This window comes from Synechococcus sp. R55.4, from assembly GCF_047461935.1.
Classification (GTDB): domain Bacteria; phylum Cyanobacteriota; class Cyanobacteriia; order Thermostichales; family Thermostichaceae; genus Thermostichus.
In genome coordinates, this window is the sequence record NZ_JANSIF010000003.1 from 54,254 (window position 1) to 68,468 (window position 14,215).

General features: G+C 56.0%; 10 protein-coding genes and 1 riboswitch. Of the genes, 9 read left to right on the plus strand and 1 reads right to left on the minus strand.

All coding sequences use genetic code 11. The features are described from left to right. The first annotated feature begins 27 nt into the window (after positions 1-27). The 5 genes from NW842_RS01225 to NW842_RS01245 all read left to right on the plus strand — a co-directional run bounded on the left by NW842_RS01225 (position 28) and on the right by NW842_RS01245 (position 6,289). Positions 28-621 carry a hypothetical protein gene (locus tag NW842_RS01225; protein WP_414417320.1) on the plus strand — a complete coding sequence of 198 codons (594 nt, stop codon included), beginning with the start codon at positions 28-30 and terminating at the stop codon, positions 619-621. 84 nt (positions 622-705) lie between these two features. Further along, complete coding sequence (locus NW842_RS01230; RefSeq protein ID WP_414373766.1) at positions 706-2,241, plus strand: S10 family peptidase; 1,536 nt, start codon at positions 706-708, stop codon at positions 2,239-2,241. A 146-nt stretch (positions 2,242-2,387) separates the two neighbouring features. Further along, positions 2,388-2,529: riboswitch (cyclic di-AMP (ydaO/yuaA leader) on the plus strand. Between the two features lie 145 nt (positions 2,530-2,674). Continuing rightward, positions 2,675-3,514 carry a nitrate ABC transporter permease gene (gene ntrB / locus NW842_RS01235; RefSeq protein WP_414356816.1) on the plus strand — a complete coding sequence of 280 codons (840 nt, stop codon included), beginning with the start codon at positions 2,675-2,677 and terminating at the stop codon, positions 3,512-3,514. A gap of 162 nt (positions 3,515-3,676) precedes the next feature. Further along, positions 3,677-5,095 (plus strand): CmpA/NrtA family ABC transporter substrate-binding protein, encoded by a 1,419-nt coding sequence (locus tag NW842_RS01240; protein ID WP_414356818.1) that lies wholly within the window; start codon positions 3,677-3,679, stop codon positions 5,093-5,095. Between the two features lie 360 nt (positions 5,096-5,455). Then, positions 5,456-6,289 (plus strand): ABC transporter ATP-binding protein, encoded by an 834-nt coding sequence (locus NW842_RS01245; RefSeq protein WP_414356827.1) that lies wholly within the window; start codon positions 5,456-5,458, stop codon positions 6,287-6,289. 192 nt (positions 6,290-6,481) lie between these two features. On the opposite strand, the gene cysS is transcribed toward NW842_RS01245, so the two are convergent. After that, a complete protein-coding gene (cysS, locus tag NW842_RS01250) occupies positions 6,482-8,095 on the minus strand; it encodes a cysteine--tRNA ligase (protein WP_414373763.1) in 1,614 nt (537 codons plus the stop codon). Between the two features lie 547 nt (positions 8,096-8,642). Here cysS and NW842_RS01255 point away from each other — a divergent pair. The 4 genes from NW842_RS01255 (at position 8,643) to NW842_RS01270 (ending at position 14,213) form a co-directional block, all read left to right on the plus strand. Then, the gene (locus NW842_RS01255) at positions 8,643-10,121 is read left to right on the plus strand and encodes a LysM peptidoglycan-binding domain-containing protein (protein ID WP_414373762.1); all 1,479 of its coding nucleotides are present in this window, start codon (positions 8,643-8,645) and stop codon (positions 10,119-10,121) included. A gap of 92 nt (positions 10,122-10,213) precedes the next feature. After that, positions 10,214-11,539 (plus strand): FIST N-terminal domain-containing protein, encoded by a 1,326-nt coding sequence (locus NW842_RS01260; protein ID WP_414373761.1) that lies wholly within the window; start codon positions 10,214-10,216, stop codon positions 11,537-11,539. 81 nt (positions 11,540-11,620) lie between these two features. Beyond that, positions 11,621-13,153: a leucyl aminopeptidase gene (locus NW842_RS01265; RefSeq protein WP_414356823.1), complete on the plus strand. Its 1,533-nt coding sequence runs from the start codon at positions 11,621-11,623 to the stop codon at positions 13,151-13,153. A 202-nt stretch (positions 13,154-13,355) separates the two neighbouring features. After that, positions 13,356-14,213 (plus strand): DnaJ domain-containing protein, encoded by an 858-nt coding sequence (locus NW842_RS01270; RefSeq protein ID WP_011433414.1) that lies wholly within the window; start codon positions 13,356-13,358, stop codon positions 14,211-14,213. Positions 14,214-14,215 lie beyond the last annotated feature (2 nt).

Genomic DNA, 14,215 nt, shown 5'->3' on the forward strand with positions numbered 1-14,215 from the left:
CTTGGAGAAGCATTGGAGACTCTACTCATGAAAGCTATCTTAACAGCAGCCATTCTTGGCCTGGCCGGGATCCCTTCGTTGGCCCCCTTGCCCAGTTCGGCTCAGCCGCTGTTTGAATTGGGTGCCTACCGCCTTGAGCAGGGGACGATTATCCCGGTCGGCAGCCTGAGCAGCGAAGAGCCGCAATACTTTTACCCGGACACCGTTTATCCCCTGGAAGTGGCCGTTACTCAGAACATTTTTGACAGCCAGGGGCGCTTGGTGATCCCGGCGGGTAGCCGCGTTTTTGGACAGATGGAACCTGCACCGGGCGGATCCCGCTTTGTCGGTACTTCTATTGTTCTCGGCGGTCGTACCTACAGCCTACGGGCTTCCTCCAACATCCTCCACGACGAAAAGGATCCCCGTCAGTATTCGGCTGAGGCCATTGCTCAAGATGCAGCCATTGGGGCAGCCGCAGGGGCCATTTTGGGGGCCATCACGGGCGGAGTCTCGGTGGGCAATGTCTTAGGAGGCGCCGTGACCGGAGTGGTGGTGGGCAATGTTACCGCTCCCCAGGTGGTGGTGCTGCGCCCCGGCCAATCTTTCAATCTAACTTTGGAAGCTCCGCTGACTTTGTGAGGTGCCGTTTGGAGATTCCTCTGGGAGTGTTGAGGGTCGGCAACTTGTGATTCACTGGGGATCAGACTGCGGATCCCTGTTTTCATGGCTACTGAATCTAAGCCCACTTCCCCCCTCTCCTCCACCGAGCACAGGTTTACGGCTGGAGAGGAAAGCTTCACCTACCAAGCGCTGGCCGGTTGGCAGACCCTTTTCCAGCGGGAAAAGCCGGTGGCCGAGATCTTTCACGTCGCCTATCTAAAGCAAGACTCCGCCTCTCAGCACCGCCCTCTCACTTTTGTGTTCAACGGTGGGCCTGGGGCAGCTTCTGCCTACCTGCACATGGGAGCGCTGGGGCCCAAACGGATTTGCTTCGGGCCCAACGGCAGTTTGCCCCCCTCCCCGGTGCGGCTGGTGGACAATGCCGAAAGTTGGTTGCCCTTTTCCGATCTGGTCTTTGTCGATCCGGTGGGGACGGGGTTCAGCCGCGCCCTGCCTAAGGATTCTCAAGACCCCAAAGATTCCCGGGAGAAATCCGATCCGGCATCCAAGCCCCCTCAGCCGGATGCCAAGGCGGAGGAGCCTCCTAAGGAATCACCTTTCTGGGATGTGGAACGGGATTTGCAATCCTTGGGCGAGTTCATTCAGGGCTTCCTTTCCCGATACAAACGCTGGCTTTCCCCCATTTTCATTGCCGGCGAAAGCTACGGTGGGTTTCGGGTGGCGCGGCTGGCCAAGGAGCTGCAATCCAAGTTTGGCGTAGGCTTGTCGGGGGCCATTCTCATCTCGCCTGCACTTGAGTTTGGGTTGCTGGAGACCAACGATTACAACCTCAGCACTTGGGCAACGCTTTTCCCTTCCTACGTAGCTACAGCAGCTCATCATGGACGGTGTGGCTGGGGGGAGGATTTGCAGATCCTGCTGCCCAAAGCAGAACGCTTTGCCCGGCAACGTCTGCTGCCCCTCTTGGCTATGGGAGAGGCGATGCCAGAGGCAGAACGGCAAGCGGTGTATCAGGAGATGGCGGCAGGGATCGGCTTATCTCCAGAGTATGTGGCCCACAAAGGCGGGCGGATCGATATCGCCAGTTTTGCCCGCGAGCTGTTGCGGTCGCAGCGACTGGTGCTGGGGCTTTACGATGCTTCTGTAACCACGGTGGATCCCTTTCCGGATCGGCCTACCTTCGAGGGATCCGATCCCACCTTGGATGGGCTAGATCGCTTGTTCACGGCGGCCATCAACAGCCACTTGCGGGAGACCTTGCAAGTAGAAACGGAGTTGACCTATCACCTACTGAACCTGGAGGTGTTCAAGTCCTGGCGGTTCACCCCAAAAGGAGAGTTTAAGCAAGGATTCATCGGGGCAATGGACGAGCTGCGCAGCAGCATGGCCCTCAACCCCCACATGCGGGTGAGCATTCATCATGGCTTTTACGACCTGGTCACGCCCTACTTTGCCTCGAATCACCTGGTGGATTTGATGAAGTTGGATCCGCGGTTGAAGGCCAACCTCACCCTACGTCATTATCGCGGCGGACACATGTTCTACACCTGGGATCCCTCGCGATTGGAGTGGTTTACAGAAATGCGTGCGTTCTACTCAAAAACGGCTTCGGGCTCAGAGTTGCAAACTCTGCGCTAAGCAACTGGAGGATTGAGGCTCTTGGAAGCCTTAGCCGAGAGACTTGCCACAGCAGGTTTGCATATACATTGCATATACATATATTGATAAAATTGGATAAAATTGCATTGCCTTGACATCGAGAATCAGCCCTGATAGCATCTAGCCATGTTGGCCAGCCTAATCCTGTTCAGTTTTTGAACAAGAGCGGGGGAACCATTTCGGGGGCTTACTCTGAGCAAACGCCAGGGAGAGCATCTCTTAGCTCTAGCCCGTCAGCTAACCCCGTCGGCACTAAGAGGTGGCTACAGAGCTGTACGTCTGCCCTAGAGGGATTTTGCGTACATCGACTGGATGCCTTCCAAGGGGTTGAGGGTTGCCATCGGCACTTTCTACCCCCCTCTGGCGGCTGCTTAGCTTACTCTTCCCACTTCTCCTCACCTTACCAAACAACATGCAGAACCGCTCTCAACTTGTGGCTATCGGTCGCAGGGGAAGTTTTTGGATCCAAAGGTACGTTTGGCGAGAACAGGTCATTTTGCCAATGGCCGGATTTGCCCTGCTACTGGCAATTTGGTGGGTTGTCGCTCTTTTTCGCAGTGAGTTGGTGCCCACTCCGCCACAAGCCTTTGTTGACAATCTCGACTACATTCTTCATCCATTTTATCGGCGTGGGCCGGGCGATTTGGGCGTTGGCTGGCTCTTATTGGCGAGTTTGCGGCGAGTTTTGATTGGCTTTTTGCTGGGCGCAGTGGTGGCCATTCCTATGGGGTTTTGGATTGGAATGTCGCCATCGGCAATGGCGATGTTTAACCCAATTGTCCAGATTTTGAGGCCGGTTTCTCCGCTAGCCTGGCTGCCCATTGCCCTGTCTATTTTTAATTCGGCGGATCCCGCAGCCATTTTCGTGATATTCATCACCTCTCTGTGGCCAACTCTCATCAATACGGCCTTGGGGGTGGCCAGTGTGCCTCAGGACTATCTGGATGTGGCGCTGGTGCTGGAGATGCCCCGTTGGCGACGGATCCTCAAGATCATCTGGCCTGCCGCCCTACCCTACATCTTTACGGGCTTGCGCATCAGCTTGGGTATTGCTTGGTTGGTCATTGTGGCTGTCGAAATGCTGACCGGCGGCATTGGCATTGGATTTTTTGTCTGGGATGAATGGAACCGTCTCAATTTGAGCGCGGTGTTCCTGTCGGTGTTGCTGATTGGAGCAACGGGGCTGGTGCTGGATCTGGCTTTGCGACGAATTCAAACCTGGGTGACCCACCGACCGGCAACCCAGACCTAAAGCCGGGTGATTTTCTCTTTTTCGGTTCTTCTTGATGTCAATAATGAGCTTCGCTCTTAGAAATTTTCAGACCTAGATCAGTTTGTTTGTCAGATCTGCACATTGCTCCATCTCTGCTACGCGACGCTTGCCTGACCAGACTTATCCATCGGAGGGTTTTTCATGAAAGTTCTGGCCGAAGGTGGTGCAAAACTGTATTTCCGCCGAAAAGTCTTGCAGGGCTTGGGGGCTGTGGGGGCCGGGATCCTAGCGGCCAAAGGATACAGAGCCGTGGAGGCTGCCGATATCGAGCCGGTGGTGGATCCTGGATCCCTGGAAAAACCCAATTTAACGGTGGGCTATGTGCCGGTCAACGATTGTGCGCCCTTTGCCGTGGCCTATGAGAAAGGTTTCTTTCGCAAATATGGGTTGAATGTGCGCTTGAGCCGCGAGTCCAGTTGGGCCAACTCTCGCGATGGGGTGATCTTCGGACGCTTGGACGCCTCACCGGTGGTGGCGGGAGCAGTGACCAATGCCCGCCTAGGGGCAGAAGGGGCGCGGCGGGTTCCCCTGTGTGCGGCCATGACCATTCATCGCCATGGCAACGCCATGACCATGAACCGCGCTATGTGGGACTACGGCTTACGACCTTGGTATGAATACGACGGCGATCTGGAGTTCTTCGGACGGGATTTTCGTGGGTATTTCCAGAGCTTGCCCGTCGAGCGGCGACTGTGGGCAACAGTGCTCAGTTCCGCCATCTACGAGTACTTCATTCGCTATCTGGCAGGGGCAGCCGGGATCGATCCCATGGCCGAGTTCCGCATCATTATCATTCCCCCGCCACAGATGGTGACTCATATCCGCATTGGATCCATGCAAGCTTACATGGTGGCAGAGCCGTGGAATACCCGTGCCATTGCGGGCAATGAGGGAGTGGGGTTCACCTTCGCCCACGGCAAAGAGATCTGGCGTGGACATCCCGACCGAGTATTGGCGGTGATGGAGAGCTTTATCGAGGAGAACCCCCGCACCTACCGCTCGTTGGTGATGGCGATGATCGAAGCCTGTCGGTATTGCGATGACCACCGGGAGGAGGTGGCGGAGTTGATTTCGGCCCGCGCCTACACAGGTGCTCCCCTGCGCTACACCAGACCTGCCATTGTGGGGAACTACAACTATGGCGGCTTTGATGGGCAAGACCGGACTCGCCAGATGCCAGACAGTACCTTGTTTTTTCGGATGCCTGAGGATCTACCTCACCCAGAGCATGATCACTCCACGTTTCTGTGGCAATCTCAGGGACTCTGGCTGGTCACTCAAGCGGCCCGTTGGAACCAAATCGCCGAGATCCCTGCTGATGTGGAGGAGCAGATCCGGCGAGCATGGCGCACCGATCTGTATCGGGAGATCGCCGCTGAAATGGGGATCCCTTGCCCTGCTGAGGATTTTAAGGTGGAGCCAGAGGAGGTATTTATCGATGGCAAAGCCTTTGATCCCGGCGATCCCGTGGGTTACCTCAATAGCTTCGAAATCCGCGCCAATCGTCCTTTACAGTTTTTTCCGGGGATACGCACTACAGCTTATGGAGGCCGATCCTGATGTCTAACAAACCCCATTCTCGATAAAGCCACAAAACAGCTTAGGGGATAAGCTCTGCAAGCATCATTTGCCAAGCCTTTTTCACAAAACCCAGCCTTTAACCTATGAATGTTTCCTGTAATTTTCTACCACCGGAGATTTTGCCATGAGAGGCCAGCAGTTATTATCATTTTCTCTTTTTTACGATCGACTTTGCAACAGCCAAAAGATAAGTCAACTCAATCGAATCCAAATCTTTATCCACCTCAATCTTTTCCGGCTGCCCGTTTCTTGCAATGGGGATCTATTGGAAAAGCTATATCTTGTTCAGACCCGTGGCTTACTTGTCAATGTTGATTGATCGATCAGGAGAGGTTTTTCATGGATTACCCAGTTTCTGCTACTCAGGGCTTAAGTCTCCAAACCAAATCAGATACTTTCTTAGATATCCGAGGGGTGGTGAAAACTTATCGGAATCCGCGTGGGCAGGATTTGGTGGTGCTCGATGGCATTGATCTCACCGTAGGTGAAACTGAATATGTCTCGATTGTTGGACATTCCGGCTGCGGTAAATCCACCTTGCTCAAACTGGTGGCAGGGCTAGAGCAACCAACGGAGGGATCCCTGACCCTAGAGGGCAAGCCGATTCGCAAGCCGGGAGCCGAGCGGATGATGGTATTTCAACAATATTCATTGTTGCCGTGGCTAACGGTGCGGGACAACATTCAGCTTGCGGTGGATGAGGTGCTCAAAACCAAATCCCGTCAAGAGCGGCGGCAGATCACCGAAGAGCACATCCGCTTGGTTCATCTGGAGGCGGCTGCCGACAAATATCCCGATCAAATTTCTGGGGGGATGAAACAGCGGGTAGGAATTGCTCGGGCTTTAGCAATTCGGCCAAAGTTATTGCTCATGGATGAGCCATTTGGAGCTTTGGATGCCCTCACTCGACGCCGACTTCAGGAAGAGGTTTTGGGTATTTGGGAAACACACCGCCAGGCTGTTATCATGATTACCCACGATGTCGATGAGGCCGTCTATATGTCAGACAGAATTGTTTTGATGAGCAATGGCCCCAAGGCCCGGATTGCCGAGATTTTAAATGTCAACCTGCCGCGTCCACGCCCCAGTCGTCATGATTTGCGCGAGATGAAAACCTATCACGAACTGAGGAATCACGCCTTGGATTTCTTGGAAAGATCTTACAAGTCATAGCCTGAAAGTGACAGCCCAACCAACGGGCTCACTTTTATGGTTACAAGTTAGGTTGAGACACTTCCCGACTGCTCTGCGCCGCTTCCGCAACCACCCCCGGCCCAAGGAAGAGAAAAGCTGGGAAGCAAGGCAACGGGACAGTTTCACTCTTGACTTGAAGTGACTATAGGTCTGAGAAGTGCTCCGCAACCCCTATTCTCGCAGCCAACGGGTGGTGCCATCTTTTTGATCGATGAGGGTGATGCCCAGGGCTTTCAACTGATCCCGAATGCGATCTGCCTCTGAAAAGTTTTTCGCCTTACGGGCTGCCGAGCGCTGCGCAATCAGCTCCTCGATCTGCTCTTCTCGGATGAGTTGGTTCTCTCCCTTTTCAAAGTGAAGTTCCCCGTTTGTAGCTGCTTCTGTGGATCCCTCGAATTCGGAGAATGAGGGCCAACAGAATCCCAGAGTAGCCAAAATCTCCAGCAGAGCGGCGCTTTTTTGCCTCAGGGCCTGAGGCTCTAGGTGGGTTTGGCCTTGATGGGTGAGCAGGTTGTGTTCGCGGGTGAGTTCTTTGGCCAATTCAAAGGCGACAGCCAGCGCTCCAGGGGTGCCAAAATCATCGTCCATGGCAGCTTGAAAGGCTTGCATGGCCTCAGCATCAGGGGATCCCTTTTCTCCTTTGCAGAATTGCTGGGCACAGTGGATCCCTTTCTGGAGGGTTTCCCAGCCACGGCTGGCTGCCTGCATGGCTGCCTCGGTGAGATCTATGGGGCTACGGTAGTGGGTCTGCAACAGAAACAGCCGCAAGGCCATGGGGTGATAGACGGCGAGGGCCTGTCGCAGGGTGGTGAAGTTGCCCAAAGATTTGGACATTTTCTCGCCGTTGATGTTGAGAAAACCGTTGTGCATCCAGTACTTGGCCATCGGCTTGCCGGTGATTGGCTCCGATTGGGCCAGCTCATTTTCGTGGTGGGGGAAAATCAAATCTGCCCCGCCGGCGTGAATGTCGATGTGATCTCCCAGGGTCTCCCGCACCATGGCGGAACATTCGATGTGCCAGCCCGGTCGCCCCCAACCCCAAGGGGAGGCAAACCCCGGCTCAGAAGGGGGGGCCGCTTTCCAAAGGGCAAAGTCGAAGGGATCCTGTTTCTCAGCTCCTTCTTCTCCTACCCGGCCACTGGCTCCCGCCTCCATCTCCTCCAGTTTTCGACCGGATAGCTGGCCGTAATCCGGGAACTTGCGGACAGAGTAGTAAACAGAGTACTGAATAGAGGTGGGGGTCTCTGGCTGGTGTCCCGCTTGCAGGAGGGAAGACGGGTCGGTCTGGTGTCGAATCGGATCCCGTACCCGGTAGGCAAAGCCTTTGAGCTCCAAAGATTGGATCAACTGGAACATGGCTTGCAGCGATTGGGTTGCCCTCGGGTAGAGATCGGCCCGCTTGATGTTCAGGCAATCCATATCTCGGAAATACTCGGCGATGAAGCGCTCCGCCACCGCCTGCATCGATTCGCCACGTTCCAACGCCCGCTTGAGGATCTTGTCGTCCACATCGGTAAAGTTCTGCACATACTTCACTCGGTAGCCGCGCCACTCCAAGTAGCGACGCACCATGTCCCAAACCACGTAGGTACGCGCATGGCCGAGGTGGCAGAGGTCGTAAACCGTTACACCACAGACATACATCCGCACCAGGGGCTTCTCCTCCGCAACTGGAGCTGCAGATCCCTGGGAATTGCCGACGGAAACGGATTGAGATCCACCTGCTGCCAGCGGCTGAAACACTTCCTTGCGGCGAGTCAATGTGTTGTAGACAACCAAATCCATTGATATCCCTAGTTTGTAGTTTCAGCTACAGCAAAACAGGCTTTGTCTTCCAAAAAAGTACGATGGCACATTTTATCCTGAATCGGATAAGGCTCGACAAAATCTCAACGGGCCAAGGGCTGGAACCATTGTGGGACAAGCATTTTGGCTGAAATTATCTGCCAAGACTTGTCTAGATTTGTTAACTACGGTACTCTAACCTGAGTGCGAGTCAGCCTGTTCATTAGCGAACTCCACTCCGGCTTGAGTCACCCCAGGGGTGCTCGGTGCCAAGGGGCTTGTGCCCCTCATTTTGACATCTTCTTCTCTTGCACTCTAGTGTCAGCCTGTTGGTGTGAGGATGCCTTTAAAACCCACTTTCCCAAGTCCCCAAAAGGGGGAGCCGGATTTCCGCGGTGCTGCCGTGAGCACCCTTTTCCCCCCACCCCCAAAGGGGATCCCTTCAGAACAGTCCTGGACTTCTGCGGATTCATCTGCCGAGGAAGCCTATCTTCTGGAGTGGGCTCCAGCCCCTATCTCTGGGCGGTCGAAGCCAAGATGGGTTGGTTTGGCCCTCTCTCTCAGCTTAACGGGCCTGGTATGGCTTCTGAAGCTGGAGGCGGATCCCTGCGCAGAAGCTGGGGAAGAGCAGCTGCCGGCCACCCCCAGGTGCCCAACCGAGCCTGAGACAGCCCATCCAGAGCCGGGGGATTCTGCTCCTGCGCGTCGGGGATATCCGGCTTGGGCCACCGGTCTTTTGCTGATGCTGGGCTTAGCCGGGGTCGCCACCCTACAGCAGCGACAGTTGAGCCGCCACCCTTGGGGATCGCTATCTCCGGCTGTAGAGCCGATCCCACCCTCTGTGCATACGCTATCTGGCGCTCTGCAGCAAAACTACGAGCAGAAAAGGGAGCAACTGCGCCAAGCTTTCGCAGAAAGACGGATCCCGACAGGAGAAGGGCCTAGAGGCATCCTGGAGCATGAAATTCAGCCGGGGGAAACCCTCTGGCAACTGACCCAGATGTATCAGCTCGACGCGGCTGCCATCACCGTCTCCAACGGTATTCAGGCCAGTACTGAGCTGAAGCCGGGGCAGAAGCTGCTGATCCCCAGCCAACCGGGATTGATCTACACCGTCAAGCAGGGAGACACGCTGGAGGACATTGCCAACCGCTACCAAGTTCCCCAGCAGCGGATCATCGAAGCGACTCCCCTGGAGCGCCCGGAATATCTGCGCATTGGCCAACGCCTGCTCATCCCCGGCGATGTGGGCGAGTTGATCCAGCGTCAGAAGGAGATGATCGCTGCCCAGAAAGCTCGCGAAGAGGAAGAGCGCCGCCAGCAAGAGGAGGAAGCCCAACGCCAAGCCGAAGCCCAAGCTCGATTACAGGCGGAGCAGCAACGCCGGGCCCAGCAAATGGAACAAGAACGGCAGGCCCTCTTGGCCGGTGGATCCCTGACCCACACAGTTGGAGCTGGTGACACCATCGAACGGATCGCCGCCCGCTATGGGGTAACTCAGCGATCCATTATTCAAGCCAACAACTTGCGCAATCCCCACTGGCTGCGCATTGGCCAACGCCTTACGATTCCGGCGCCGGGTACGCAGCCCACCCCAGCTCCCGCCCGACAGGCTCCGCCAGCGCCCCCTCCAGCCCCTCCCCAGGTTCGCAGCAGTGGGTTTGTCTGGCCGGTCTCCGGGCAAATCACCTCTGGCTTTGGCTACCGTCGCGGTCGCCTTCATGCAGGGGTAGATATTCCTGGCCCCGTGGGATCCCCCATTGTAGCCGTTCAGGAGGGAGTGGTGATCTTCGCGGGGAATGCTGGGGATGGCTACGGCAATCGAGTGGACATTCGCCATCCCAACGGAATTGTTACTCGCTATGCCCACGGCCATCAGATTTACGTTTCCACAGGCCAGTACGTGCAGCAGGGGCAGACAATCATGAGCCGCGGCAGCACTGGCTGGAGCACAGGGCCGCATCTGCACTTTGAAGTCCGCCCCGGCGGGGGCGCGCCTGTGGATCCCCGGCCCTATCTGCCCTGATCCTGTCCCAAAGCGAGACTACACAGAACAGCCAGCCTGGCCATAAATTGCTAGCCTAAAAACAGCAAACTCCAGACCGTAGGAACACGCCGATGCAGTGGGTGAACGCGCTCTCCCAGCTCCCTTCCCTAGAAGCGGCTCTGCGGCAGGTGGTGGAGGAAGCCAAGGCCAAGCTTCAGGCGGCCCAGCTGAAAAGTGCCTTGAGTCGGCAGGTGCAGACGGTGGGATCCGGCAGCTTGCCGGGGCTGCTGACAGGGTATGTTCCCGCTCAGCCTCTGCGGCCCAACCTGGGGGTTTTGTTTGTGTCGGCGGCCTTTGCCAGCGAATACATCCGGGTGTTGCCATTGCTGTCGGGGCTGCTGGAGGTGGACGTTTTGATCGGCTGCTCCGGGGGTGGCATTGTGGGTGGCGGGCATGAAATTGAGGATGGCCCGGCTCTCTCCTTGTCTTTGGCGGTCATGCCGGAGGTGGTGCTGCATCCTTTTCATCTGCGGGGGAACCAATTGCCAGACTTGGATGCGGCTCCTTCTGCCTGGGTCGATTGTGTTGGGGTTTCGCCGCAGAGCAAGCCTCATTTTCTGCTCTTGGCCGATGGATTTTCCTCTGGCATCTCAGAGTTGCTGCAGGGGTTGGATTTCGCCTATCCGGGATCCGTCAAAGTGGGGGGATTGGCCAGTGGGGGCCGCGGCCCTCGGGGCAATGCTCTGTTTTTGCTGGATGCGCGTACCCTCACACCTCGGCGGGAGCTGTATCGAGAGGGCACAGTGGGGCTAGCGCTCTACGGCAATGTGGTGCTGGATGCAGTGGTGGCCCAGGGGTGTCGCCCCATTGGGGATCCCTTGCGGGTGACGGAAGCAGAGGGGAATGTGATTCTTGGCTTGGAGGGTCGCCCTCCTCTAGCGGTTTTGCAGGACTTGGCAGAGCGGCTCAGTCCCGTGGATCAGCGATTGGCCCGCCACTCTCTCTTCATCGGCCTGCTGATGGATGAGTTCAAGTCGGAGCCGACGCCGGGAGATTTCCTCATTCGCGTAATCTTGGGCGTTGATCCGCGCGTGGGGGCGCTGGCCATCGGGGATCAGGTGCGCCCTGGCCAGACGGTGCAATTTCATCTGCGGGATGCCCAGACTTCGGCAGAAGATCTGCGTTGGGCCCTCAGCCGCTATTGTGCCGAGCGCAACTTGAGGCAAAGCCCCTCTCAACCGAGGCCGGAGCCTTGTGGGGCGTTGATGTTCTCCTGTTTGGGGCGAGGCAAGGGCCTGTACGGCACTCCCGATTTTGACTCGCAACGGTTTCGGGAATTGCTTGGAGAGCTGCCCTTGGGGGGGTTCTTTTGCAATGGTGAGATCGGCCCCGTTGGGGGATCCACCTTTTTACACGGCTACACTTCCTGCTTCGGGATCTTCCGGCCCGCCCACTAGAGGGGGGATCCCTTGCCCTAAGAGCCGGCAAAATTAGATAGACTGAGGATCTGCTGTCAACAGCTTGGTCAAGGGTTTCTCATGCAGCTTCATCTTAGCGAGCCGCCACTCACTCAAGGGGAATGTGCCCTGGTCTATTGCTTTGCCGCTTCCGGCGGGAATGGCCGCTTTCCTCTGCCCCCTGAGATCGCCTCTTGGGATGAAAAGGCGTGGTCAGGGCTGGTGGCGGAAACCGTTCAGGAGCAGGGGTTTCAGGGGAAGCCGAATAGCAGTGTTGCCCTGCGCCTGACAGGAGAGATCCGCAAACTGGTGTTGGTGGGGCTAGGGGATCCCGCGGCCCTAACGCTAGAAGCCCTACGACGGGCCACAGCCAACGGCCTGCGCCAGGCTCACAGCTTAAAAGCCAAGCAGGTGATGCTGTCTTTGCCGGAGACGGGGTTGGATCGGGTGCGTGGGGTTCAGGCGGTGGCCGAAGCCTGCCTACTGGTGGCGCACCGGGACAATCGGTTTAAATCCTCAGCCAAAGGGGAAGAGGAAAACAGCTTTTCTGTGCAGGAAGTAACCCTTTTGGTGCCGGGGCTGGCCCAGGCTCGCCCCGATTACGAAGTCGCGCTGCAGCGGGCCATTGAGATGGCGGCAGGAACCATCTTGGCTCGGGAATTGGTGGCTGCCCCCGCCAACATTGTGACTCCTCTCGCCCTGGCCGATACCGCCCGCCAACTGGCCCAGGAATATGGTCTAGAGGTGGAGATTTTGGGACAGGAAGAATGCGAGGCTCTGGGGATGGGGGCTTTTTTGGGTGTGGCCAAAGCCTCTGACCTGCCGCCCCAGTTCATTCACCTCACCTACAAGCCGCCACAAGGGGATCCTGTTACCAAATTGGCCCTGGTGGGCAAGGGGCTGACCTTTGATTCCGGTGGGTTGAACATCAAAACCGACTCCCGCAGCATCGCCATGATGAAAACCGACATGGGGGGAGCAGCGGCAGTTTTGGGAGCTGCACGGGCCCTAGCCGCCCTCAAGCCGCAAGTGGAGCTGCACTTCATCGTCGCTGCCACGGAAAACATGATCAGCGGCCATGCCATCCACCCAGGGGATATCCTCACCGCTTCTAACCAGAAGACCATTGAGGTCAACAACACCGATGCAGAAGGCCGCCTCACCTTGGCAGATGCCCTGGTGTTTGCGGAAAAGCTGGGCGTTGATGCCATCCTCGATCTGGCTACCCTGACCGGTGCTTGTGTGATTGCTCTGGGGGAAGAAATTGCCGGCTTGTTCACCCCAGATGAGACGCTGGCCCAGGAGCTACAGCAGGCTGCCAATCTTTCCGGCGAAAAAATCTGGCGCCTGCCGCTGGAAGAAGGCTACTTCGAGGGTCTCAGCTCCATTGTGGCCGACATGAAAAACACTGGTCCCCGCTCAGGGGGATCCATCACCGCTGCCCTGTTCCTGAAGCAGTTTGTGGAGAAAACCCCTTGGGCCCACCTGGATATAGCAGGCCCCGTTTGGACAGAGAAGGATGCAGGCTACAACAACAAAGGGGCCACCGGTTATGGGGTGCGCACCCTGGTGGAGTGGGTCTTGGCGCGGCAAGCCGCAGCAGCTTGCTCATAACCCCGCCTTTCTGGACGTTGGGCCTTGAAAAAGCATCTACTGAGGGAGGAGCCAAGGGCTGCTTGGCTAGAGCTGTCCGATCCCTAAAATAGGCTTAAAAAAGAGTCTAGGTATTGAGTAGCACTTTGCAAGGCTTCCCCTCAGGGAATAGGATCCCCGCATCAAAGTAGCTGGCACAAGGCCCCCTGCGCCGGATCCTCCCATGAAAGACCTTTACCGCGAGCTGGAATTACAGCCCAATGCAACTCTAGAAGAAATTAAAGAGAGCTACAGGCGGCTTGCCAAAGAATACCATCCCGATAAACTTCACCCAGATACACCTGTTAAGGGGCGGCAGTACATTGAGGAAAAGTTTAAGTCTATTCAGGAAGCATACTCGGTCCTGAGCGATCCTGTGAAGCGAAAAGCCTATGACTCCCAAAGGCTTTCCCAGACTTCGCCCACAAAAGGGAGCGGGTATGACCAAGACTTAAAAGCAGAACGCGGTTACAGCACACAAGATGGCAAACCTTGGCCCTTTGACTTCGACAAGATAAAGGAAGCTGCAGAAGAGATAGAACGTCGTAAGAAAAACATCGAGGCCAACTATAACCAAAGAGTAGAGCAAGTTAAGTCTGAGTTAAGGAGAAACTTGATCTCTATCGGAATAAAACAAGAGGAAGCTAAAATTGATCATACCTTTGCCACCAAAAGTGACACTATACTGGGTGCCCTCTCGCTTTTAGTCCTGAGCTTGTTCATTGGTGCCTTAAGTAGCTCAATCGGGCTTGTGCTCTTTCTAATCTCAGTTATTAGTCTTTTTATGGCCATTTTTGATAAAGGATATAGCAAGTCGCAAGTTGAGAGCGCTAAGAAGCTACAGGAAGAGGCAAAATCAGTAATAGCCCAGATAGAGAAAGATAGGAACTCGAAGCTTTCCCAGCTTGAGCTTCACTGTAGAAGTAGGATCGATCATTTTAAAGCTGTCCCTATCGAATCTATATCCCCATTTTATAAGTGGGCTGAGTGGGGAGGATCAGCTATTTTTGCTAACTGCAATGAAGGAAAAGGCAGATGCTAAAA

Excerpts from the sequence above, each read along its gene's own strand:
- NW842_RS01225 (WP_414417320.1), top strand. The coding sequence starts at position 28 with ATGAAAGCTATCTTAACAGCAGCCATTCTTGGCCTGGCCGGGATCCCT.
- NW842_RS01265 (WP_414356823.1), top strand. The coding sequence starts at position 11,621 with ATGCAGCTTCATCTTAGCGAGCCGCCACTCACTCAAGGGGAATGTGCC.
- ntrB (WP_414356816.1), top strand. The coding sequence starts at position 2,675 with ATGCAGAACCGCTCTCAACTTGTGGCTATCGGTCGCAGGGGAAGTTTT.
- cysS (WP_414373763.1), bottom strand. The coding sequence starts at position 8,095 with ATGGATTTGGTTGTCTACAACACATTGACTCGCCGCAAGGAAGTGTTT.
- NW842_RS01230 (WP_414373766.1), top strand. The coding sequence starts at position 706 with ATGGCTACTGAATCTAAGCCCACTTCCCCCCTCTCCTCCACCGAGCAC.
- NW842_RS01245 (WP_414356827.1), top strand. The coding sequence starts at position 5,456 with ATGGATTACCCAGTTTCTGCTACTCAGGGCTTAAGTCTCCAAACCAAA.
- NW842_RS01240 (WP_414356818.1), top strand. The coding sequence starts at position 3,677 with ATGAAAGTTCTGGCCGAAGGTGGTGCAAAACTGTATTTCCGCCGAAAA.
- NW842_RS01270 (WP_011433414.1), top strand. The coding sequence starts at position 13,356 with ATGAAAGACCTTTACCGCGAGCTGGAATTACAGCCCAATGCAACTCTA.
- NW842_RS01260 (WP_414373761.1), top strand. The coding sequence starts at position 10,214 with ATGCAGTGGGTGAACGCGCTCTCCCAGCTCCCTTCCCTAGAAGCGGCT.